The sequence below is a fragment of the Nocardia sp. CA-128927 genome, assembly GCF_050955855.1.
In the GTDB taxonomy this organism is placed as follows: domain Bacteria; phylum Actinomycetota; class Actinomycetes; order Mycobacteriales; family Mycobacteriaceae; genus Nocardia.
In genome coordinates, this window is the sequence record NZ_CP192087.1 from 678,402 (window position 1) to 699,816 (window position 21,415).

The following is a 21,415-nucleotide window of genomic DNA, read 5'->3' on the forward strand; positions in this document are numbered from 1 at the left end:
GGACCTCCGAGGTCACGCGAGCGGCCGCCTCCGGGCCTCTTGCTCGCGCCGTGAGCAGTGACGATTAGGCTCGACCATCGGGGTGCCGAGTGATTGCCGGGACCCGAGATTTTGGAGGTGTCCTCGATTGTCGGCCAACAATCACGTCGGCGGCCACGCGCTCGCCGATTCGGACGGTGTTGACGAAAACGGCTCCGGCAACGGCGTGACCAGGCCGGAGCTCATCGCTCTGGAAACCGGTGAGCCGTTCGACCAGGCCAGGGCCGAAGCCGCGGTGCGCGAGTTGCTGCTCGCGGTCGGCGAGAACCCCGACCGGCCCGGCTTGCTCGATACCCCCGCCCGCGTCGCCCGCGCCTACCGCGAGATGTTCGCCGGGCTCTACGTCGAGCCGGACGCGGTGCTGAACACCACGTTCGACGAGGGGCACCAGGAACTGGTGGTCGTCCGCGACATCCCCATGTACTCCACCTGTGAACACCACCTGGTGTCGTTCCACGGTGTCGCGCACGTCGGCTACATCCCCGGCAAGCACGGCCGGGTCACCGGGCTGTCCAAGCTGGCCCGCGTTGTCGATCTGTACGCCAAGCGCCCGCAGGTGCAGGAGCGACTCACTAGCCAGATCGCCGACGCGGTGATGCGCAAGCTGGACCCGCGCGGCGCCATCGTGGTGATCGAGGCCGAGCACCTGTGCATGGCCATGCGCGGCATCCGCAAGCCGGGCGCGAGCACCACCACCTCGGCGGTCCGTGGCCTGCTCCAGTCCAGCCCGTCCTCGCGCTCCGAGGCTCTCGATCTCATTCTTCGGAAGTGAACGAGGATCAGATGACCTTAGGTGGGAGCAGCTTCGCGCGTGGCGGTCGCTCCTGTGTGGTGATGGGCGTCGTCAACGTCACCAGTGATTCGTTCTCCGACGGCGGCCGCTACCTCGATCCCGAGCTGGCCATCGCGCACGGCGTCGAGTTGTACGCGGCGGGTGCCGACCTGGTCGACATCGGCGGCGAGTCGACGAGGCCGGGCGCGGTACGCATCGATCCGGAAACCGAAGCGCAACGGGTCGTTCCGGTGATCCGCGGCTTGGTTGCGGCGGGCGTGCCGACCAGCGTCGACACCATGCGGGCCAGCGTGGCCGAGGCCGCATTGGCCGCGGGCGTCTCGGTGGTGAACGACGTGTCCGGCGGCCGTGCCGATCCCGACATGGTGAAAGTCGTTGCCGCCGCCGATGTCCCGTGGATCCTCATGCACTGGCGGGCGGGCGCCGACTACCGGCACACCGGCCCGGCCGACCACTACGACGACGTGGTCGCCGAGGTGCTCGCCGAGCTGACCACCCAGGTGGACCTGGCCGTCGCCGCCGGCGTCGACCCGTCGCGCCTGATTCTCGATCCCGGCCTCGGCTTCGCCAAGAACGCCGAGCACAACTGGGCCCTGCTCGGCGCGCTGCCCGAACTGATCGGCAACGGACTGCCGATCCTCATCGGCGCCTCCCGCAAACGCTTCCTCGGTTCGCTGCTCGCCGACGACTCCGGCCCGCGCCCGCCCGACGGCCGCGAGACCGCCACCGCGACCGTCTCGGCGCTGGTCGCCATGCACGGCGCCTGGGGCGTGCGGGTGCACGACGTGCGCGCCTCGCTGGACGCCATCACCGTTACCGACGCCTGGCAGGCCGCCGCCCGGCGCCGCACTGCCCCATCGCAAGGAGCGCACCGATGAACCCGACCCCCGCCACCGCTGAGCAGGCTGCGGCGCAGGAGAATTCGGCGGTCCGGCGCGGCGCCGACCGCATCGAGCTGCGCGGGTTACGCGCCGTCGGCCATCACGGGGTGTTCGATCACGAACGCCGCGACGGCCAGGAATTCATCGTCGATCTAACCGTGTGGCTGGACTTCTCCGTCGCCGCGGCCACCGACGACCTGCTCGCCACCGCGCACTACGGCGAGCTCGCCGGGAACGCCGTGCGAATCATCGAGGGCCCACCGCGCAACCTCATCGAAACCGTGGCCTCCGAGATCGCCGACGACGTGATGACCGATCCGCGCATCACCTCGGTCGAGGTGGTTGTGCACAAGCCGTCCGCGCCGATCCCGCACACCTTCGCCGATGTCCGCGTCGTCACCTCGCGACACCGCGGGGAGCCTTTGTGAGCGAGCGCAGCGAGCGAGCCATCGGCACAGCGCCACGGGGCACAGCGGAGCCGAGCGTCAGCGAGGCGGAGTCGTGACCCGCGCCGTGCTCTCCATTGGTTCCAATATGGGGGACCGGCTGGCGCATCTGCGCACCGTGGTGGACGGCTTCGGCGATCGGGTCGTCGCCGTGTCGCCGGTGTACTCGACCCCGCCGTGGGGCGGCGTCGAACAGGACGACTACCTCAATGCCGTTCTCGTGGTGGATGATCCGGCGTTCGCCGGTATCGACTGGCTGCGGCACGGTCAGCGGCTCGAGCAGGCCGCCGAGCGGGTCCGCGAAGTGCACTGGGGCCCACGGACACTCGACGTCGACGTGGTCTGGTGTGCGGAGCGCACAGACGGTGAGCTGGTGGCCATCAGCAGCGCCGATCCGGAACTGACGTTGCCGCATCCCGAGGCGCACAACCGTGCGTTCGTCCTGGTCCCGTGGCTGGATGTGGAACCGGACGCGGTGCTCGAGGTCGACGGCAGAGCGCAGGCTGTCACCGACCTGCTCGACGAACTGCCCGTCGACGAGCGCACCGGCCTGGTCCGGACCGAGCTGACCTTGTCGCCTGCCGCCGAAGGTTCGGCGTCGTGCAGCTGAAACCCACGCGAATCCTCGACCTGGTGGCGAACGTGGTCATCGCCGCGATCGTCGCCTGGGTCGCGACGCGGATGGCCTACAACAGCTTTCCGCCGATCTCGACCTACGCGGGTGCGTCGCTGTATCCGGTCGCGGCCATCGAGGCGGTGCTGGGCTTCGTGATCCGGGCGAGGGTCAACGACAACCAGCTCGGCAACGGCAGGCATCAGCTGCACCCGATCACCGCGGCCCGCGCGGTCGCGCTGGCCAAGGCGTCGCTGCAAGTCGGTTCGATCGCGGCGGGCGTGTGGCTCGGTTTCCTCTGCTGGGTCTTCCCGCAGCGCGGCACGCTCGGCGCGGCCGCCGCGGACAGTCCTGGCGCGATCGTAGGGATGCTGGCGGGGGTGGCTTTGGTTGCTGCAGCCCTGTGGCTCGAGTATTGCTGCCGTGCTCCAGAGGACCCGACAGACGATCCGGCAACCACATAGCAAATATGCCGTTCGGAATTGCCGAGGCGAGTTGTGGGCGTGACGAGTCGATCAAGCTACCCTGGCTTGCATGGTTTCACCCTCCCGTACCAGCACTTCCCGTCGACGGCGGGACGACGCGGGAAAATTGTTCATCGGCGTATTGATTTTGCTCGGGCTGGTTGCCAGCGTTTTCCTGGTCTTCAGCAACAGCCTGCAGTTCGTCCGGATCGGTTTGGTAGCGGCCCTGTGGGCGGCGGTCATCGGCGCGTTAGCTGCGACGAGGTATCGCAAGGAAGCGACGATCGACAAGGCCAAGGTTCGCGACCTGCAGACGGTTTACGAGTTGCAACTCGAGCGTGAGGTCACCGCCCGGCGCGAATTCGAGCTCGGTATCGAGTCGCGCGTGCGCGAGGAAGTCGGCGCCGACGCCACCGAGCTGGCCGCGCTGCGCGCCGAGCTCACCGTGCTCCGAACGAGCCTGCAGCGGCTCTTCGACGGCGATCTGCCGATGGATCGGCCGGCCCTGCGCGCCGACGCGACCCGGATTCAAGAGCTGACCAGCGCGGTCGGCGATCCGGCGAACAATAGCTCCGCGAATGCCGGACCCTGGTCCGTACCGCCGCACCAGCAACCGCGCAGCAGCGTGACCCCGGTGTTCGTGCCGGACCATCCCGAGCCGCCGCTTTTCGCCAGCCCCTTCGACGACCCGGTCACCGCCGAGACGTCCGCGGTCTCGATCGATGACGACGAGAACGACACCGAAGTCACCGACGTCAACATGACCGAACGGCACAACGACGATCCGGACCGATCCGGATCCGGCTGGGCCGACGCCTTCACCGAGGGCCCGGTCATCCAGCCGACGCCGACACCGCGGCCGACCCCCAAGCCCTCGTATCAGACGACCCGGCCCTCGGCCTGGCCGACGACGGAGGGCCCGACGGTCGGCACCGCCAGCTCGCGCAGGCGGCGTCGCGCCGAAGCCGACGCGGATTCCGATGTGCCCGAGCGCCGGCTTTCGGTCGCCGAGATCATGGCCAACCTGCAATCCGAGGAGAAGAGTCGCGATCGGCGGTGAACACCGCCGATCGAACGCTGCGTTGTAAATCACTGCCCAGGTCCGTGGCACTGGCAAACATCGGGCCGATATTCTCGATGGCGTACGTCCGGTACCCGCTCGGCGGGACTGGAACGAAATCGAGAGGACACTGTTGACCTCGAGAAGCGTGAATTCTGACGACGCGGCTTCGGGCTACCCCGTTTCGAGCGACCCGCAATTGGTCGCCGGTGGTGATCTCGCGCCCGCACGCCTGACGGTGGGAATCGTCTCGGCGGGACGCGTGGGCTCCGCACTGGGCGCGGCACTCGAACGCGCCGGACACGTGGTGTTCGGCGTCGCCGCGATATCCGACGCCTCGGTGCGCCGCGCGCAGTCCCGGCTGCCCGATTCGGAGATCCTGCCGGTGGAGGACGTGGCGGCGCGCAGCGAACTGCTGCTGCTCGCCGTGCCCGATACCGAGCTGGCCGGTTTGGCGCGCGGCCTGGCCGGCGCGAATGTGGTCCGGCCGGGCACGATCGTGGCGCACACCTCCGGCGCCAATGGTGTCGGCGTGCTCGCCCCGCTCGCCGAAATCGGTGCCATGCCACTGGCCATTCATCCGGCGATGACCTTCACCGGCCACGACGAAGACCTGGCACGACTCGGCAACGCGTGTTTCGGCATCACCGCCGCCGACGAGATCGGCTACGCCATCGCGCAGGCGCTGGTGATCGAAATGGGCGGCGAGCCGGTCCGGGTGCAGGAACAGCATCGCGCGCTCTATCACGCGGCCCTCGCGCACGGCAGTAATCACCTGGTCACGGTGATCGTGGATGCCCTTGCCGCACTTCGGGTCGCACTGGAGGGGCCGGGCTTGCTCGGGCAGCAGATCGTCGACGATCAGCCGAACGGGCTGGCCGAGCGACTGCTGGCCCCGCTCGCCTCCGCCGCGCTGGACAACGCGTTACGGCGCGGGCAGTCCGCGCTGACCGGCCCGGTGGCCCGCGGTGACGCGGACGCCGTCGCCGCCCACCTGACCGCACTGGAGTCCGTCGACCCCCGCCTGGCCGAGGGTTACCGCGCGCTGTCGCTGCGGACCGCCGAACGGGCGGGTACCAATCCCGCCGTCATCGAGCTGCTGAAAGGGCGCTGATGTTCGATACGAAATTGCGTGGCGCTTATAAGCCCGGTGAATTGACCGTGCACCACGACCCCGCCGTGCTCACCCAGGTGTCCAACGCGCTGCGCAGCGTCGGCCGCACCGTCGCGCTGGTGCCGACCATGGGCGCGCTGCACGAGGGCCATTTGGAAATCGTGCGGACGGCCAAGCGGAACAATCAGGTCGTCATCGTCTCGATCTTCGTGAATCCGTTGCAGTTCGGCGCGAACGAGGACCTCGACAAGTATCCGCGCACCCTCGACTCCGACGTGGCGCTGCTGCGCGCGGAGGGGGTCGGGCTGGTGTTCGCGCCGAGCGTGGCCGATATGTACCCGGACGGCCCGCGCACCACCGTGCACCCGGGACCGATCGGCGCCGAGCTCGAAGGTGCAACCAGGCCAACGCATTTCGCGGGCATGCTGACCGTAGTAGCCAAGCTGCTGCAGATCGCGCGGCCGACCGAGGTGTACTTCGGCGAGAAGGACTACCAGCAACTCACGCTGGTCCGGCAGCTGGTCCGCGATCTGAACTTCGATGTGAAGATCAAGCCGATCGCCACCGTGCGCGAGCCCGACGGTCTGGCCATGTCCTCGCGGAACCGGTATCTCGATGCGGCACAGCGTGAATCGGCGCTCGGCCTGTCGGCGGCGCTGGCCGCGGGCAAGCACGCGGGCGGCCTCGGCCCCGAATCGGTGGTCGCCGCGGCCCGTCAAGTGCTCGACGCGGTGCCCGGCGTCGAGCTCGACTACCTCGAACTGCGCTCCACCAGTCTCGGCCCCGCCCCGGCGACCGGCAACGCCCGGCTGCTCATCGCCGCCAAGGTCGGCCCGACCCGGCTGATCGACAATGTCGCCGTCACCCTCGGCGCGCCGATCGACGGCCACCCCAACGTTTCCGCCCAGCGGACCTCTCAGCCTGCATAGGCGACGAACCAACGAAAGGGACGCAATGCTGCGCACCATGATGAAGTCGAAGATCCACCGCGCCACGGTGACCCACGCCGACCTGCACTACGTCGGCTCGGTGACGGTGGACCAGGATCTGCTCGACGCCGCCGATCTGCTGGAAGGCGAGCAGGTCTGCATCGTCGACATCGACAACGGCGCCCGCCTGGAGACCTATGTCATCGCGGGTGAACGCGGATCCGGCGTGATCGGGATCAACGGCGCCGCCGCCCATCTGGTGCAGCCCGGCGATTTGGTGATCCTTATTGCCTATGCCCAGCTGAACGAGCAGGAAATCGCGGAATACGCCCCGAAGGTCGTTTTCGTGGACGAACGCAATCGCCCGGTCGAACTCGGCTCCGATCCGGCGCACGCGCCGGAAGGTTCCGGCCTGACCTCGCCGCGCTCGCTGTCGCTCGCCTGACATGCTGCTGACAATCGATGTCCGTAATACCAGTATCGTGCTCGGCCTTTTCTCGGGCACCGGCGCGCATTCGAAACTGGTGCGGCACTGGCGGATCCACACCAATCCACTGCTGACCGCCGACGAATTCGCCATGCAGGTGCGCGGCCTGATCGGCCCGCAGCTGGACGAGGTGATCGGAGTTTCCGCGCTGGCCACGGTGCCGCCGGTGCTGCGTGAACTGCGCACGATGCTCAGTGAGTATTGGGGCCATGTGCCGCACGTACTGGTCGAGCCCGGCGTCCGCACGGGTATTCCGCTGCTGGTGGATAACCCGAAAGAGGTTGGCGCGGACCGGATCGTGAACTGCCTCGCCGCCTATCAGCGCTATTCCGCACCGGCGATCGTTATCGATTTCGGCACCGCGATCTGCGTCGACCTGGTCTCGGCGAAAGGCGAGTTCCTCGGCGGCATCATCGCGCCCGGCGTGGAGATTTCCACCGAAGCCCTGGTGGAACGCAGCGCACTGCGCCGGGTCGAACTGGCGCGGCCGCGTTCGGTGCTGGGGAAGAACAGTATGGAAGCCATGCAGTCCGGCGCGGTTTTCGGTTTCGCCGGGATGGTGGACGGGCTGATCGACCGGATTCGCGACGAGTTCGAGGCTTTCGCGGGCAATGATGTCGCGGTGGTCGCGACCGGCCCGACCGCGGCGCTGATCGTCGCGGAATCGGAGACCATCGATGACCACGATCCGTACCTCACGCTGACCGGCCTGCGTCACGTATACGAGCGAAACCAACGCCGCAAGGGCGCTGTCTGATTTTCGCGATGTCGGGTTTGTCGCACCAGTTGACGCTTGCCGAAACCGCCCACGATGCTGATACACTCACCACCGTGTATTTCCGCGTGCGCACCCAGGAGTGTTGTCGAGGCTGACCTGGCCTCGACCGATCGAGGCTGACTACCGCCCTCGACCGATCGCTACCTCCTGGAGATTCGCTCATGCGTTCTTCCGTTCTCTCCCTTTCCTCAGCCCGGGACGCCTATTCGGCCAGCTCGCGCTTACCCACCCCGCCGACTTCGTCGGCTGCCGTCCCCGGTCCACTGGAACGCGCCGTGGCCTCCGCATTGCCGACGCGCCTGCGGCCCGCCGATTTACTGCGGTTGACCGATGAGGGCGCCGAAGACGTACTGGCCGGGCGGTATGACCACCTGCTCCCGTCGAATGGCATATGGCCGGCCGATGAACGCTGGGCGGCCCGCCTGCTCACCGATGACGAAGTGGATGTCTGGCTGATCAGCTGGACGCCCGGAAAATCGACCGAACTGCACGACCATGCCGGCTCACTCGGTGCATTGACCGTGCTCAGCGGGGCGCTATCGGAGTTCCGCTGGAACGGCACCGAACTACGCCGACGCATACTCGCCGCGGGCGATCAAGCGTCATTTCCGATCGGCTGGGTGCACGATGTAATGCGTGCCCCGGCGCAGTCCGTGGCAGGCAGTACCAGCGAGTCGATCGACCCTGCACTGCTCGAACCCACGCTCAGCGTGCACGCCTATTCTCCGCCGCTCACCGCCATGTCCTATTACGACGTCACTGGCCACGGCACCCTGCGGCGCACCCGAACCGTTCTCACCGACCAGCCCGAAGGTGACATGTAATGAGCGAACGCAGTGAGCAAATCATCAATACAGCGCCCACGGGCCTGACCCGTTTGACCATCGATCAGATGCTCGACAACGCGCGGGCCCAGCTCGACCGGATCTATGCCTTCGAATTGCCACAGGCGCTCGCCAGGGGCGCGATTCTGGTGGACATCAGGCCGCAGGCGCAGCGCGTGCGTGAGGGCGCGTTGCCCGGTGCCCTGGTGATCGAGCGGAATGTGCTGGAATGGCGGCTCGATCCGACCAGCTCGGCGCGCTTGGCACTGGCCACCGATCATGATGTGGAATGGATCGTCGCCTGCTCCGAGGGCTATACCTCCAGCCTTGCCGCGTACGCGCTGCAACAACTCGGGCTGCACCGGGCGACCGATCTGGTCGGCGGCTTCCACGCATTGAAGGCGGCCGGTCTACTACACATCGGAATCCGGGCGCCGCACTTCGCGCGCGAGGTGGACTCGCTCGCCTCGCTGTAATTACTACCACATCGCTTCCATCTCGAAACATCAGGGCGCACAAGCGTTTTCGTGCGTCCATCGATGCATGCCCGCTATTTCCGGTGATACCGGACCGCACAAATCCGGCGGCGGCCGCAGGCCGGAACCGAGACCGCTTCGTTACTCCGTGAAGTAGGCCGGGCGGCCCGCAAAACGATTTCCGGTGCACGCTAGGGTTGTTGGATGTGAGCACCAGCGACACTTCCTCGTCCAGCGATCCCGCATCGGATTCGCGGCCTGCCGTGGCGCCCGACGCCGACGATGCCCCGGAGCAGATACGGATTCGCAAGGAGAAGCGGGAGCGGTTGCTCGCGGACGGCGGTGACGCCTATCCCGTCGTCGTGCCGCGCACGCATACCCTCGCCGAAATTCGAGCCGCATATCCGGATCTGGCGTCCGACACCCAGACCGGACTGCAGGCGGGTGTCGCTGGTCGCGTCATATTCATGCGTAATACCGGCAAGCTGTGTTTCGCGACGCTGCAGGAGGGGGACGGCACCAAGCTGCAGGCGATGATCAGCCTGAACGGTGTCGGCGCCGACGCGCTCGCGGCCTGGAAGTCCGATGTCGACCTCGGTGACTTCGTTTTCGTGCACGGCGAGGTGATCTCGTCGCGGACCGGGGAATTGAGCGTCATGGCCGATTCCTGGTTCATGGCGGCCAAGTCGCTGCGGCCGCTGCCGGTGGCGCACAAGGAGATGAACGAGGAGTCGCGGGTCCGGCAGCGCTATGTCGATCTGATCGTGCGCCCTGAGGCCAGGGAAATGGCACGAACGCGCATCGCGGTGGTGCGCGCGATGCGCAATGCGCTGGAACGGCGCGGCTTCCTCGAGGTGGAGACGCCGATGCTGCAGACGCTGCACGGCGGCGCCGCGGCCCGGCCGTTCGTCACCCATTCCAATGCCCTGGATATCGATCTCTACCTGCGTATCGCGCCGGAGCTGTTCCTGAAGCGCTGCGTGGTCGGCGGCCTGGAGCAGGTCTTCGAGATCAACCGGAACTTCCGCAACGAGGGTTCGGACTCCACCCATTCCCCCGAGTTCGCGATGCTGGAAACGTACGAGGCCTACGGCACCTACGACGACTCGGCGCGGATGACCCGGGAATTGGTGCAGGAAGTCGCCCAGGAGGTGTTCGGCAGCCAGGTGGTCACGCTTGCCGACGGCACCGAATACGACCTGCGCGGCGAGTGGGCGACGGTGGAGATGTACCCGTCTCTCTCAGACGCCCTCGGCGTCTCCGTGACACCGGAAACTTCGATCGCCGAATTACGCGAGCTCGCCGATCGAGTCGGACTGGAAATTCCCGACGGCAAGGGCTACGGCCACGGCAAACTCGTCGAGGAACTCTGGGAACACCAGTACGGCGACAAGCTCTACGCACCGACTTTCGTACGCGACTTCCCGGTGGAGACCTCACCGCTCACCAGACAGCATCGGACCAAGGCCGGGGTCACCGAGAAGTGGGATCTCTATGTCCGTGGCTTCGAGTTGGCTACTGGCTATTCGGAGTTGGTGGATCCGGTGATCCAGCGCGAGCGCTTCGTGGATCAGGCGCGACTTGCCGCGCAAGGCGACGACGAAGCGATGGCGTTGGACGAGGACTTCCTTGCCGCGATGGAGCACGGCATGCCGCCGACCACCGGTACAGGTATGGGAATCGATCGTCTGTTGATGGCGTTGACGGGTCTCGGAATCCGGGAAACAATACTGTTCCCAATTGTGCGACCGGTCACTCGGTGACCAGCTGATTGCAAAATCTCGGCCTCGTCTTGGAAAATTTGAATTTCGAGGTATTCTTGCCTCGGGTAATCGGCCTAGTATGCGGGTCGCACGATTTCGAGAGGACGTTCATCTCATGGCAAAGAAGGTCACCGTTAGCCTGATCGACGATGTCGATGGGGAGTCCATCGCGGACGAGACCATCGAGTTTGCGATCGACGGTGTTTCGTACGAGATCGACCTGTCGTCGGCAAATGCCGCGAAGCTGCGCGACGGGCTGGAAGAGTGGGTTTCGAGCGCGCGTCGCGTGAGTGGCCGTCGCCGGGTCAAGGCCGCCGCGACCGCGACGGGTGCCCCGAAGAGTCGGGTCTCGATCGATCGGGAACAAAGTGCAGCAATTCGCGAGTGGGCTCGTCGGAATGGACACAAGGTGTCCGCGCGGGGGCGTATCTCCGCCGACATCACCGACGCGTACAACAAGGCCGCGAAGAGTTAGTTTCATATTTTTCAGCCGCCGTCCCAGCGAATCGTGCGACGCCGGGGCGGCGGTTTTTCTCTTTGTCCGGCGGCTCATAGGCTGCTGATATAACCGCGCGGCGCGGTGACACGCTGCTCGAAGTGGCGCGCGGATCGATCTTGCTCGTGGTTCCAGGACGCGGCACCATGGAAACGTGCGACGGTCACTGGCGGTATGGAGAAGCGAGGTATCGGCGCAGTGACTGGATTCGTCGGATCATTTTTGCGATTCCAAGATGACACGGGTCGTCAGCATGAGCTCATGCTCACCGCCGATCAGGAACGCGTGACGATCGGTCGCTCGCCGCAGGCCGACCTCGCGCTGCCCTGGGACGCCGAGGTTTCCCGGCTGCACGCCGCGATCGAATATCTGGGCGCCCAGTGGACCATCGTGGACGACGGCCTTTCCCGCAACGGCACTTTCGTCAACGGCGACCGACTGGTCGGCAGGCGCAGGCTGATGGCGGGCGACGTGATCCGGGTCGGCACCTCGCGGGTGTCCTTCCACGATTTCGGTGGCGTCGCCGACGACATCACCCGCGTCTCCAGCGGCACCGTCCCGCCGAGCTTTCGTCAGCTCACCGAAACTCAGCGCTCGGTGCTGATCGCGCTGTGCCGGCCGTACAAGAACGGCGCCGCCTTCGCGACGCCCGCGTCCAATCAGCAGATCGCCGAGGAATTGTTCCTCAGCGTCGACGCGATCAAGACGCATCTGCGCGCGCTGTTCGCCAAGTTCGGCGTCGAGGACCTGCCGCAGAACGCGAAACGCGTCCGCCTGGCCTTCCTGGCGATCCAAAGTGGACTCATCTCCGACCGGGACCTGTGACCCTCCGGTAGACGATCGCTTAGTCAGCCGAGTGTCTCGGCCATGGAGAGCCGTGTCGAAACCGGCTTGACTTAGACCCATCGAACCGGAGCGATGAGGGCTCCGGTCGGGTTTCCACTCAGGAGGAATTATGACCGCCGCACGCTTGGCCGCCTTGGTCGCCGCCACCCTGGCCACCGGCCTGATCGCCGGCCTTTTCTACGGCTACGCGAACTCGGTGATGCCCGCGCTGAATCAGACCGACGATCGCACCATGATCGACGTGATGCAGAAGATCAACGTGGTCATCATCAACCCGGTGTTCATGATCGGGTTCCTCGGCACCGTCGGCTTCTCGATTCTGGCCGCGGCACTGCATCTGGGTAAGGACCAGCGCACCACGCTGATCTGGATCGGCGTCGGCCTGGTCATCAACATCATCGCCTTCGCGGTCACCTCCGGCCTGAACGTGCCGCTGAACGATCAGCTGGCCGCCGCGGGCGATCCGGCGCAGATCGCCGACCTGGCCAAGGTCCGGGCCGACTTCGAATCCACTTGGGTGCGTTGGAATATCGTCCGCGCGGTGCTGCACACGCTGGCCTTCCTGGTGCTCTGCGGTGCGCTGTTCGTCTCGGGTATCCAGCAGGGCAAGGCGAGCGCGGCGGCCCCCGGCCCGCAGGTGGCGCAGGGCCAGTTCCCCGGCCAGCCGGGCGCCCCGACTTACCGGTAGAGCTGGACATCAACGGCCGCAACCAGTTTCGCGACTAGACCGCGCCTGGAACCCGCCGCACGGTAGCTTTCTGGAACACGTTCCAGATTTGGAGGCTACTGTGCGGCGCGTTCCAGGCTTTTCCTTTCTCGTCGTTCTACTCGCCGCGCTGTGGACCGCCGCCGCGGCGCCCGCGCAGGCCGAGCAATATCCGGTCGACTACAACTTCTTCGCGGGCATCCCGAACGAACTGACCCAGCCGGGCGGCTCGCTGCCCGGATCCAACGACTGGTCCTGCCGCCCGAGCGCCGAGCACCCGAACCCGGTGGTGCTCGCACACGGCACCGGCGGTGGGGCACAGACGAATTGGGGCGTATATGCGCCGCTGCTGGCCAATCAGGGCTACTGCGTGTACTCGATGACCTACGGCGCCTACGACCTGCCGTGGCCGATCTCCGCCATCGGCGGCATGCTGCCGATGGAACAGAGCGCGCCGCAGTTCGCCGCCTTCGTGGACCGGGTGCTCGCCGTGACCGGCGCGCAGCGGGTCGACATCGTCGGCCACTCGCAGGGCAATTTCATCGGCAATTACTTCATCAAACGGCTCGGTGGCGCGGCCAAGGTGGACAAACTGGTCGCCCTCGCGCCGCCGTGGCTCGGTTCGGACGTCGCGGGCGTCGCCGAGATCGCGGCCTTCAGCCAGCGTCTCGGCGCCGGACCGGCGTTCGACGCGCTGGTCGGCTCGCTCTGCCAGGCCTGCCGCCAGGTCTTCGCCGGTTCGGACTTCGTGCGGGCACTCAACGCGGACGGCGTCTACGACCCGGCCGTTACCTACACCAATATCGCCACCCGCCTCGACGAGCTCGTGGTGCCCTACACCTCGGGCCTGGTGCCCGGCCCGAACGTGACTAACATCGTGGTGCAAGACGGCTGTGCCCAGGACTTTTCCGAACACGCGGGCATCGCGGGCAGTCCACGTGCCGCGGCTTACGTGCTCAACGCCCTGGATCCGGCACACCCGCACGACGTGCCATGCGGTTTCATCCCGCCGTTCACGGGGTAGCACCCGGGCGAACGGTCACCGCCGGGCGAGCCGTGTTCGCTGAGGGCAAAACCCGATTCGGAAACGAATCATGCAATGCTCACGTTAAGAGTGAATGACCGTGCTGACGCTGGTCGCCAATAGGGTGGACTGGCGGCGGCAGCATCCCCCGCCAACTAGAGTGGAAGGCGGGGGCCGCAACCCCCGGGCTTCATGGCAGGCTGACGCCCACGGTTGTTACACAGCACACTGCGGCGTCTGTTGCCAGAATGTCGGAGCAGGAGAGTGAGGGAGCGATGTTCGAGAGGTTCACCGACCGCGCGAGGCGTGTCGTTGTCCTGGCCCAGGAAGAGGCCCGGATGCTCAACCACAACTACATCGGCACCGAGCACATCCTGCTGGGGCTGATCCATGAGGGTGAGGGTGTCGCGGCCAAGTCGCTGGAATCGCTCGGCATTTCGCTGGAGGGCGTGCGCAGCCAGGTGGAGGAGATCATCGGACAGGGCCAGCAGGCTCCATCCGGTCACATCCCGTTCACCCCGAGGGCCAAAAAAGTCTTGGAGCTGAGTCTGCGCGAAGCGTTGCAACTCGGCCACAACTACATCGGTACCGAGCACATCCTGCTCGGTCTCATCCGCGAGGGTGAGGGCGTTGCCGCGCAGGTGCTCGTCAAACTGGGCGCCGATCTCAACCGGGTGCGGCAGCAGGTCATCCAGCTGCTGTCCGGGTACCAGGGCAAGGAGCCGGTCGAATCCGGTTCCCGCGGCGAGGCGGGCACTCCGTCCACCTCGCTGGTGCTCGATCAGTTCGGCCGAAACCTGACCCAGGCCGCGCTGGAGGGCAAGCTCGACCCCGTCATCGGCCGCTCGAAGGAAATCGAGCGCGTCATGCAGGTGCTGAGCCGCCGCACCAAGAACAACCCGGTGCTGATCGGTGAGCCCGGTGTCGGTAAGACCGCCGTCGTCGAGGGCCTCGCGCAGGCCATCGTCAACGGCGAGGTTCCCGAGACGCTGAAGGACAAGCAGCTGTACACCCTCGACCTGGGTTCCCTGGTCGCGGGCAGCCGCTACCGCGGTGACTTCGAAGAGCGCCTCAAGAAGGTGCTCAAGGAGATCAACACCCGCGGCGACATCATCCTGTTCATCGACGAGCTGCACACGCTCGTCGGGGCGGGTGCCGCCGAGGGCGCGATCGACGCCGCGTCCATCCTGAAGCCGAAGCTGGCCCGTGGCGAGCTGCAGACCATCGGCGCGACCACGCTCGACGAGTACCGCAAGTACATCGAGAAGGATGCCGCGCTGGAGCGCCGGTTCCAGCCGGTCCAGGTCGGCGAGCCGACGGTCGAGCACACCATCAACATCCTGAAGGGTCTGCGCGACCGCTACGAGGCACACCACCGGGTTTCCATCACCGATGGCGCGCTGGTGGCCGCGGCGACCCTGGCCGACCGCTACATCAACGACCGGTTCCTGCCGGACAAGGCGATCGACCTGATCGACGAGGCCGGTGCGCGCATGCGCATCCGTCGCATGACCGCTCCGCCGGACCTGCGCGAATTCGACGACAAGATCGCCGATGCGCGCCGGGAGAAGGAAAGCGCTATCGACGCGCAGGACTTCGAGAAGGCGGCGCGACTGCGCGACAAGGAAAAGCAACTGGTCGCCAAGCGCGCCGAGCGGGAAAAGCAGTGGCGCTCCGGTGATCTCGACGTGGTTGCCGAGGTCGACGACGAGCAGATCGCGGAGGTGCTGGCCAACTGGACCGGTATCCCCGTCTTCAAGCTCACCGAGGAGGAGACCACCCGTCTGCTCCGCATGGAGGACGAGCTGCACAAGCGGATCATCGGCCAGGAGGATGCCGTCAAGGCCGTCTCCAAGGCGATCCGCCGCACTCGCGCCGGCCTGAAGGATCCGAAGCGTCCGTCCGGCTCGTTCATCTTCGCCGGTCCGTCCGGTGTCGGTAAGACCGAGCTGGCCAAGTCGCTGGCGAACTTCCTGTTCGGCGACGACGACGCGCTCATCCAGATCGACATGGGCGAGTTCCACGACCGCTTCACCGCATCGCGGCTGTTCGGTGCCCCTCCCGGGTACGTCGGCTACGAAGAGGGCGGCCAGCTCACCGAGAAGGTGCGCCGCAAGCCGTTCTCCGTCGTTCTGTTCGACGAGATCGAAAAGGCACACCAGGAGATCTACAACACCCTGTTGCAGGTCCTCGAGGACGGTCGTCTCACCGACGGCCAGGGACGCACGGTCGACTTCAAGAACACCGTGCTGATCTTCACGTCCAACCTGGGCACCTCGGATATCTCCAAGGCGGTTGGTCTGGGCTTCACCCAGTCCAACATCCAGGGCTCGAACTACGAGCGGATGAAGCTCAAGGTCAACGACGAGCTGAAGAAGCACTTCCGGCCCGAGTTCCTCAACCGCATCGACGATGTCATCGTCTTCCACCAGCTCACGACCGACCAGATCGTGCAGATGGTGGACCTGATGATCGGCCGCGTCGGCGTCCAGTTGAAGAACAAGGACATGTCGATGGAGCTGTCCGAGCAGGGCAAGGCGCTGCTGGCCAAGCGTGGCTTCGACCCCGTGCTCGGGGCCCGGCCGCTGCGCCGGACCATCCAGCGCGAGATCGAGGACCAGCTGTCGGAGAAGATCCTCTTCGGCGAGATCGGCCCCGGTCAGACCGTGTTCGTCGATGTCGAGGGCTGGGACGGCGAAGGCTCCGGCGAGGACGCCAAGTTCACCTTCACCCCCAAGGCGAAGCTGACCAAGGCGGACAAGGACGAGGAAAAGCCCGAGGTCGTGCTGACCGGTGCCGCTGAAGGCGCCGCGGAAGCCTCCGGCGAGTAAAAGCACTACGAGAAAGGCCCGCTCCCTTCGGGGGCGGGCCTTTTCCGTTGTGTGGCTTCAGTTGTCAGCGCATGGGGAGTTCGCGGGGGAGTGCGCCGAGTTCGAAGCGGAAGGCGGGCTTCAGGAAGGTGGCGACCCACTGGGCTGGCAGCCAGCCGATATAGCGCGGGCGGACGGCCAGCGTCCAATTCAGGCGGGTGCGGCGGCCTGCGTCGAGGGACTCGATCGCGTACTCCTCACACCACGAGCCGAAGAACGGCAACGTGGCATCGGTGGCGGTGTAGACGATGCGGCTGCCCTTGTCCCAGTGCAGGATCCGTTCGTGCTGGGCGTAGAACAGCCAGCGATCCAGGTACATCTGGAAGTCGCGCACGGTGCCCGGTCCTGGTGTCTCACCGTCCGGGTAGCGGCAGCCCCATACCGTCGGGAGCCAGGACCACATGCGTGGACCGGAGATCACCGACCACACATCATCGGGTGTTGCGTCGTAGTCGTATTGGAGTCGGCTCACGAACGGGGCGGTGGCGAAGAAGACCGGGTAGGTATCGCGATCGATCGGGGATGCTTTGAAGCGCATGCTCTTTCGTCTCCCTAGACGGTCGCAGGTGCGGCGTGCTCGGTGCGGTTCGCTACCACCGCGGGCAGTGTTTCGTAGGTGTAGTCGTCGAGGGGATAGGTCACGCCCTCCCGCCGGGCCTGCAGCAGACTGCTCGGCCGGACATACGGCGAATCACCTTGGGAATTCACGAAATACGTGTTCGAACCGGCGCAGTGCACGGAGAAGTAGTACGCGATATTCCGGCCGCGCCGCATCAGCATGGCGTGATAGCGCTGCTGCGCTTCGCGGCGGACTTCGGTCCTGGTCGCGCCGCGAGTACGGGCGGTGTCGATGGCCCGGTTGATATTGCGCATGGCGTTTTCCAGGATGTAGTGGAACGCCGTCCCGGTCCACGAATACGGCCCGACCATCATCCAGCGGTTCGGCAGGCCCGCCACGGCCGTGCTGTGATACGCCTGCAGCCCTTCGGTATTGAAGAACGTGCCGAGGTCGAAGCCGTCCGCGCCGACCACCGTGCCCTCGCGGTAGCTCTCCGGATCGGAGAACACCTCGTAGCCGGTCGCCAGCACCAACGCGTCGATCGGGCGGTGCGTGCCGTCGGCCGTCACGATCGCGTTCTCGGTGATCCGCGCGATGGAGTCGGTGACCAGCTCGACGTTGTCGCGGTTGAAGATCGGGAGATAGTCGCCGCCGAGAGTGCCACGCGTACAGCCGGGTCCGTAGCCGGGCACCAGCTTCGCGCGAACCTCTGGATCACGCACCTTGTACCGCAGCCACCCCCGATACAGCGCCCGAGCACCGGCGTCCACGGGCCAGGAACCGGCGCGGAACAGCCGATTCGGCGTGTAGACCAGGCCGCGCAGGCCGACCTCGACCCCGGCTAGCGCGACCCCGTGCAGTAGCGCGGAGAGCCCGGGAATCCGCAGCGTCTGCTGCATCCATCGGGCCATTCGGAAGTCCGGCTTCGGGAAATACCACTGCGTGGTGCGCTGGTACACATCCAGATTCGCCACGTCAGCGGCGATGGCCGGTGCGATCTGCACGGTGCTGGAGCCGACGCCGACGATCGCCACCCGCTTACCGGCGAAGTCGTAGTTGTGGTTCCACCGGGACGGAATCATCACCTCACCGCGGAACTCGTCCAGCCCCGGTATCGCGGGCCGGTCCTTGGGCCGCAGATACGCACCCACCGCGCTGATCACGAAGCGGGCGGTGAGCTGGCTGCCGTCCGAGATGTGCAGGCGCCAGAGGTGATTCGCCTCGTCCCATTCCTCCCTGACGATGTCGGTATCGAACAGCGTCTTCCCCGGCAGCCCCGCCCGATATGCCAGCCCGACGTGATAGTCCTGAATCTCCTTGCCGTCGGCGAAGAATCGCTTCCAGTCGTGCTTGCGCGCGAAGGAGAACTGGTAGGCCAGCGTCGGCAGATCCGCCCCGACCCCCGGGTAGGTGTTGAACAGCCAGGTGCCGCCGAAATCGGCGGCCCGGTCGACCAGCACGAAATCGTTGATGCCGATCTCGGCGAGTTTGATGCCCGCACAGATCCCGCCCGCTCCCGCGCCGATGATCGCCACCTCGAACTGTGGTTTTTCCTGCCCTGGCGCGGATAGTCCCGGCATAGCGGCTCCTGAAGTGTCTGAGACAGTACTTCTAGATTGAAGCCGTTACAGGGTCGATACGTCAAGGAATGGTGGTAATCGGGGATTTTCGGTGTCTGGGCCCGGTGCCGACTCGGTCGGCACCGGGCGCCAGTCAGTGATCGCCGAGCGTGGCCGCGTAACGCGCGAGCACCGGAACGAAGGCGTCGGACAACTCGCCGGGGATGATCACCTCATCGATTCCGTACTTCTCTCTGCGGGTTTCGAGCACCTCCGCGGCAGCCGCCGGGTCGGCGTCGAGGACACCCGCCGCACCCGCCGCCCGCAACTCGTCCGTACTGAGGCCGAGCCGGGTGCTCGTCCAGTAGGGCAGCCGGTCGCCGATCCCGATCAGCTGATGGCTGAACGGGATGTCCCGGTCGGTGTGGTCGCGGACGATGCGGACCATGTCGGCCAGCTCCGCCTCGGTAACCCGCGGCCCGGCGGCGAGCAGGATGCGATCCGCGAATTCCGCTGCCGCGGCCAGCATTCGCGGCCCGCTGGCGGCCACGATGACCGGCGGGGCCGGGTCGACCTGCGCGCGGACCGCCGCGATGGTGTCGGCCAGCTGCGCGCGCCGTTCTGCGGCGGAACCCCATGGCATGCCGAGGCGTTCGGCCTCCGAACTCGCGTCCGGTCGGCCGGAGCCGATGCCCAGCTCGAAGCGTCCGTCCGAAAGCAGTTGCAGTGCAGCGGTTTCCCGGACGGTCGCGGCAGCGGTGCGCAGCGGGACGGCGAGCACGTTGGGGCGCAGCCGGACCGTGCTGGTGACGGCTGCCGCGGCGGCCAGTGTCGGGAAGGGCGATGGTGTGTTCAGCGTGTCCGGCAGCAGGATCGTCTGGTAGCCCTGCTGCTCGGCATCCTTTGCGGCGGTGGCCCATTCGGCGCCGGAGCGCGGGGTGATGACAATGCCGAATTTCATGGTGGTCTCCCGTCTTCCCGCGTCAGCTCTTGGCCGGTCGCTTCGGTTCGCGCAGCACCTCGAGGCGGCTGCGGTACTGGTCCTCGGTGATCTCGCCGCGGGCGAACGCGGTGCGCAGGGCGCCGACTCCGCTCTCGCGGCCGATGAACCGCCGCCGCCCGAAGAACGCCAGGGTGATGAAGGTGATCCAGAACAGCAGCGGGAAGATCCAGAAGAACGGCCACGGGTGCCAGCTGCCGTCGTAATGGTCGGCCAGGAAGGTCATGACCTCGGGTTGTGTCGAAATGCTCATGCGCAAAGCCTGCGCCGCCGACCCACCCCGCGGCATCGGTCGCGCGGCGCTGCTCGCCGTACGCCTCGGCACGTATACCGGGGTACTTTGGATGGGGTTCATAGAACCGACCCGGGGGTGCCGAATGACGAATCCCGATCTGACACTGATCGCCGTACTGCTCGACCGTTCCGGATCGATGCAGTCGATCAAATCCGACACCGAGGGCGGTTTCAACGCCTTCATCGAGGAACAGCGCAAGGTGCCGAAGACGATCGAGGTGACGCTGGCGCGGTTCGACACCGAATACGAATGCGTCTACGCGAACCGTCCGCTCGCGCAGGTGCCGTCGCTCGATCTGCAACCACGCGGCATGACCGCGCTATATGACGCGGTGGGCAGACTGGTCACCGACATCGGCGCGGAACTCGCGAAACGGCCCGAAAACGAACGGCCGGGCACGGTGATTGTCGTCGTGCTCACCGACGGTCACGAGAATTCCAGCAAGGAGTGGTCGCATACCGCGGTGAAATCGCTGATCACCCAGCAGCAGGATGTCTACAACTGGAATTTCCTGTTCCTCGGCGCGAATATGGACGCGGTTGCGATCGGCGCCCAAATGGGTTTCGACCCCGCCAACTCGATCACCTATGCCGCTGCGCCGCAGGGTGTTTCGGGAGTTTTCCGCGCGGCGTCGGCCAGTTCGGCCCGGCTGCAGACCAGGTCCAGCGAAGCGAAGCGCGGATTCACCGAAGCGGAGCGCGAACAGTCGAATCCCGGTAGCGCGTAGTCACTGCCAGCCGGGGCGCACCACGCCGGATTCGTAAGCCATGACGACCAATTGGGTGCGGTCGCGGGCACCGAGTTTCATCAGAATGCGGCTGACGTGCGTGCGGGCGGTGGCGGGGCTCATGAAGAGCCGCTCACCGATTTCGGCGTTGGTGAGCCCCTCGGCGACCAGCACCATCACCTCGCGCTCGCGTTCGGTGAGTTCGGAAAGCGTTGCGGGCGGCGGGGTTTTGGCGTGCGCGGAGAATTCGGCGATCAGGCGGCGGGTGACGCCGGGGGAGAGCAGCGCGTCGCCGTCCGCGACCACCCGGACCGCCCGCACCAGGTCGGCCGGTTCGGTGTGCTTGACCAGGAAACCCGTCGCGCCCGCGCGCATCGCCTCGAAGACGTATTCGTCGAGCTCGAAGGTGGTCAGCACGACCACCTTCACCTCGGCCAGCTTGTCGTCCTCGGCGATCATCCTGGTGGCGGCGAGGCCGTCGAGGATCGGCATCCTGATGTCCATCAGCACCACGTCCGGCAGGAGGCTGCGGGTCATCCGCACGGCTTGTTCGCCGTTGTCCGCCTCGCCGACCACCTCGATGCCGTCCTGCGCCTCCAGCAGGGCGACGAAACCGCCGCGTACCAGCGCTTGGTCGTCGGCAACCAGGACCCGGATCGTCATTGC

The 21,415-nt window shown here is 66.3% G+C and carries 24 protein-coding genes; 19 read left to right on the top strand and 5 right to left on the bottom strand.

The window, feature by feature from the left end; translation table 11 throughout:
• Positions 1-205: 205 nt before the first annotated feature.
• From folE to ACQPW1_RS03375, 18 genes are all read left to right on the top strand, one after another.
• Entirely contained in the window at positions 206-811 is a 606-nt protein-coding gene (gene folE / locus ACQPW1_RS03290; protein WP_433665120.1) for a GTP cyclohydrolase I FolE, read from the top strand.
• Positions 812-822: 11 nt separating this feature from the next.
• Complete coding sequence (gene folP / locus ACQPW1_RS03295) at positions 823-1,710, top strand: dihydropteroate synthase (protein ID WP_433661304.1); 888 nt, start codon at positions 823-825, stop codon at positions 1,708-1,710.
• Complete coding sequence (gene folB, locus ACQPW1_RS03300) at positions 1,707-2,141, top strand: dihydroneopterin aldolase (RefSeq protein ID WP_433661305.1); 435 nt, start codon at positions 1,707-1,709, stop codon at positions 2,139-2,141. The genes folP and folB overlap by 4 nt, the downstream gene beginning before the upstream one ends.
• A 73-nt stretch (positions 2,142-2,214) precedes the next feature.
• Complete coding sequence (folK, locus tag ACQPW1_RS03305; protein ID WP_433661306.1) at positions 2,215-2,769, top strand: 2-amino-4-hydroxy-6-hydroxymethyldihydropteridine diphosphokinase; 555 nt, start codon at positions 2,215-2,217, stop codon at positions 2,767-2,769.
• On the top strand, positions 2,766-3,236 hold the full coding sequence (locus ACQPW1_RS03310; protein ID WP_433665121.1) for a DUF3180 domain-containing protein: 471 nt from the start codon (positions 2,766-2,768) through the stop codon (positions 3,234-3,236). The genes folK and ACQPW1_RS03310 overlap by 4 nt, the downstream gene beginning before the upstream one ends.
• Positions 3,237-3,306: 70 nt before the next feature.
• A complete protein-coding gene (locus ACQPW1_RS03315; RefSeq protein WP_433661307.1) occupies positions 3,307-4,296 on the top strand; it encodes a DUF6779 domain-containing protein in 990 nt (329 codons plus the stop codon).
• Positions 4,297-4,495: 199 nt separating this feature from the next.
• Positions 4,496-5,410 (top strand): Rossmann-like and DUF2520 domain-containing protein, encoded by a 915-nt coding sequence (locus tag ACQPW1_RS03320; protein ID WP_433665122.1) that lies wholly within the window; start codon positions 4,496-4,498, stop codon positions 5,408-5,410.
• A complete protein-coding gene (panC, locus tag ACQPW1_RS03325) occupies positions 5,410-6,339 on the top strand; it encodes a pantoate--beta-alanine ligase (RefSeq protein ID WP_433661308.1) in 930 nt (309 codons plus the stop codon). Before ACQPW1_RS03320 ends, panC begins: the two co-directional genes overlap by 1 nt.
• A gap of 25 nt (positions 6,340-6,364) precedes the next feature.
• A complete protein-coding gene (panD, locus tag ACQPW1_RS03330) occupies positions 6,365-6,784 on the top strand; it encodes an aspartate 1-decarboxylase (protein ID WP_433661309.1) in 420 nt (139 codons plus the stop codon).
• A 1-nt stretch (position 6,785) separates the two neighbouring features.
• Positions 6,786-7,583, top strand: a complete 798-nt coding sequence (locus ACQPW1_RS03335) for a type III pantothenate kinase (RefSeq protein ID WP_433661310.1) — start codon at positions 6,786-6,788, stop codon at positions 7,581-7,583.
• A 182-nt stretch (positions 7,584-7,765) separates the two neighbouring features.
• A complete protein-coding gene (locus tag ACQPW1_RS03340) occupies positions 7,766-8,428 on the top strand; it encodes a cysteine dioxygenase (protein ID WP_433661311.1) in 663 nt (220 codons plus the stop codon).
• Between the two features lie 53 nt (positions 8,429-8,481).
• Positions 8,482-8,904, top strand: coding sequence for a rhodanese-like domain-containing protein (locus tag ACQPW1_RS03345; protein WP_433665123.1), 423 nt, complete (start codon positions 8,482-8,484; stop codon positions 8,902-8,904).
• A gap of 263 nt (positions 8,905-9,167) precedes the next feature.
• Positions 9,168-10,667: a lysine--tRNA ligase gene (gene lysS, locus ACQPW1_RS03350; RefSeq protein ID WP_433665124.1), complete on the top strand. Its 1,500-nt coding sequence runs from the start codon at positions 9,168-9,170 to the stop codon at positions 10,665-10,667.
• 115 nt (positions 10,668-10,782) lie between these two features.
• The gene (locus tag ACQPW1_RS03355) at positions 10,783-11,142 is read left to right on the top strand and encodes a histone-like nucleoid-structuring protein Lsr2 (RefSeq protein ID WP_396991883.1); all 360 of its coding nucleotides are present in this window, start codon (positions 10,783-10,785) and stop codon (positions 11,140-11,142) included.
• Positions 11,143-11,424: 282 nt separating this feature from the next.
• A complete protein-coding gene (locus ACQPW1_RS03360; RefSeq protein WP_433661312.1) occupies positions 11,425-11,988 on the top strand; it encodes an FHA domain-containing protein in 564 nt (187 codons plus the stop codon).
• A 130-nt stretch (positions 11,989-12,118) separates the two neighbouring features.
• A complete protein-coding gene (locus tag ACQPW1_RS03365; RefSeq protein ID WP_433661313.1) occupies positions 12,119-12,697 on the top strand; it encodes a DUF1772 domain-containing protein in 579 nt (192 codons plus the stop codon).
• Positions 12,698-12,797: 100 nt separating this feature from the next.
• Positions 12,798-13,739, top strand: a complete 942-nt coding sequence (locus tag ACQPW1_RS03370) for an esterase/lipase family protein (protein WP_433661314.1) — start codon at positions 12,798-12,800, stop codon at positions 13,737-13,739.
• Positions 13,740-14,014: 275 nt separating this feature from the next.
• Entirely contained in the window at positions 14,015-16,570 is a 2,556-nt protein-coding gene (locus ACQPW1_RS03375) for an ATP-dependent Clp protease ATP-binding subunit (RefSeq protein WP_433661315.1), read from the top strand.
• Between the two features lie 64 nt (positions 16,571-16,634).
• On the opposite strand, the gene ACQPW1_RS03380 is transcribed toward ACQPW1_RS03375, so the two are convergent.
• From ACQPW1_RS03380 to ACQPW1_RS03395, 4 genes are all read right to left on the bottom strand, one after another.
• Positions 16,635-17,147, bottom strand: coding sequence for an SRPBCC family protein (locus ACQPW1_RS03380; protein ID WP_433661316.1), 513 nt, complete (start codon positions 17,145-17,147; stop codon positions 16,635-16,637).
• Between the two features lie 14 nt (positions 17,148-17,161).
• Complete coding sequence (locus ACQPW1_RS03385; RefSeq protein WP_433661317.1) at positions 17,162-18,748, bottom strand: flavin-containing monooxygenase; 1,587 nt, start codon at positions 18,746-18,748, stop codon at positions 17,162-17,164.
• Between the two features lie 133 nt (positions 18,749-18,881).
• Positions 18,882-19,688 (bottom strand): LLM class flavin-dependent oxidoreductase, encoded by an 807-nt coding sequence (locus tag ACQPW1_RS03390; protein WP_433661318.1) that lies wholly within the window; start codon positions 19,686-19,688, stop codon positions 18,882-18,884.
• Between the two features lie 22 nt (positions 19,689-19,710).
• Positions 19,711-19,980 carry a hypothetical protein gene (locus tag ACQPW1_RS03395; protein WP_433661319.1) on the bottom strand — a complete coding sequence of 90 codons (270 nt, stop codon included), beginning with the start codon at positions 19,978-19,980 and terminating at the stop codon, positions 19,711-19,713.
• Positions 19,981-20,104: 124 nt separating this feature from the next.
• Here ACQPW1_RS03395 and ACQPW1_RS03400 point away from each other — a divergent pair, with 124 nt between their 5' ends.
• Positions 20,105-20,749, top strand: a complete 645-nt coding sequence (locus tag ACQPW1_RS03400) for a vWA domain-containing protein (RefSeq protein WP_433661320.1) — start codon at positions 20,105-20,107, stop codon at positions 20,747-20,749.
• Here ACQPW1_RS03400 and ACQPW1_RS03405 read toward each other — a convergent pair whose 3' ends face one another.
• Positions 20,750-21,412 carry a response regulator transcription factor gene (locus ACQPW1_RS03405; RefSeq protein ID WP_433661321.1) on the bottom strand — a complete coding sequence of 221 codons (663 nt, stop codon included), beginning with the start codon at positions 21,410-21,412 and terminating at the stop codon, positions 20,750-20,752.
• Positions 21,413-21,415 lie beyond the last annotated feature (3 nt).

Coding starts and splice junctions, on each gene's coding strand:
- folP (WP_433661304.1), top strand. CDS start 823: ATGACCTTAGGTGGGAGCAGCTTCGCGCGTGGCGGTCGCTCCTGTGTG.
- folB (WP_433661305.1), top strand. CDS start 1,707: ATGAACCCGACCCCCGCCACCGCTGAGCAGGCTGCGGCGCAGGAGAAT.
- ACQPW1_RS03315 (WP_433661307.1), top strand. CDS start 3,307: ATGGTTTCACCCTCCCGTACCAGCACTTCCCGTCGACGGCGGGACGAC.
- panC (WP_433661308.1), top strand. CDS start 5,410: ATGTTCGATACGAAATTGCGTGGCGCTTATAAGCCCGGTGAATTGACC.
- panD (WP_433661309.1), top strand. CDS start 6,365: ATGCTGCGCACCATGATGAAGTCGAAGATCCACCGCGCCACGGTGACC.
- ACQPW1_RS03335 (WP_433661310.1), top strand. CDS start 6,786: ATGCTGCTGACAATCGATGTCCGTAATACCAGTATCGTGCTCGGCCTT.
- ACQPW1_RS03340 (WP_433661311.1), top strand. CDS start 7,766: ATGCGTTCTTCCGTTCTCTCCCTTTCCTCAGCCCGGGACGCCTATTCG.
- ACQPW1_RS03355 (WP_396991883.1), top strand. CDS start 10,783: ATGGCAAAGAAGGTCACCGTTAGCCTGATCGACGATGTCGATGGGGAG.
- ACQPW1_RS03360 (WP_433661312.1), top strand. CDS start 11,425: ATGCTCACCGCCGATCAGGAACGCGTGACGATCGGTCGCTCGCCGCAG.
- ACQPW1_RS03365 (WP_433661313.1), top strand. CDS start 12,119: ATGACCGCCGCACGCTTGGCCGCCTTGGTCGCCGCCACCCTGGCCACC.
- ACQPW1_RS03375 (WP_433661315.1), top strand. CDS start 14,015: ATGTTCGAGAGGTTCACCGACCGCGCGAGGCGTGTCGTTGTCCTGGCC.
- ACQPW1_RS03380 (WP_433661316.1), bottom strand. CDS start 17,147: ATGCGCTTCAAAGCATCCCCGATCGATCGCGATACCTACCCGGTCTTC.
- ACQPW1_RS03385 (WP_433661317.1), bottom strand. CDS start 18,748: ATGCCGGGACTATCCGCGCCAGGGCAGGAAAAACCACAGTTCGAGGTG.
- ACQPW1_RS03390 (WP_433661318.1), bottom strand. CDS start 19,688: ATGAAATTCGGCATTGTCATCACCCCGCGCTCCGGCGCCGAATGGGCC.
- ACQPW1_RS03395 (WP_433661319.1), bottom strand. CDS start 19,980: ATGAGCATTTCGACACAACCCGAGGTCATGACCTTCCTGGCCGACCAT.
- ACQPW1_RS03400 (WP_433661320.1), top strand. CDS start 20,105: ATGACGAATCCCGATCTGACACTGATCGCCGTACTGCTCGACCGTTCC.
- ACQPW1_RS03405 (WP_433661321.1), bottom strand. CDS start 21,412: ATGACGATCCGGGTCCTGGTTGCCGACGACCAAGCGCTGGTACGCGGC.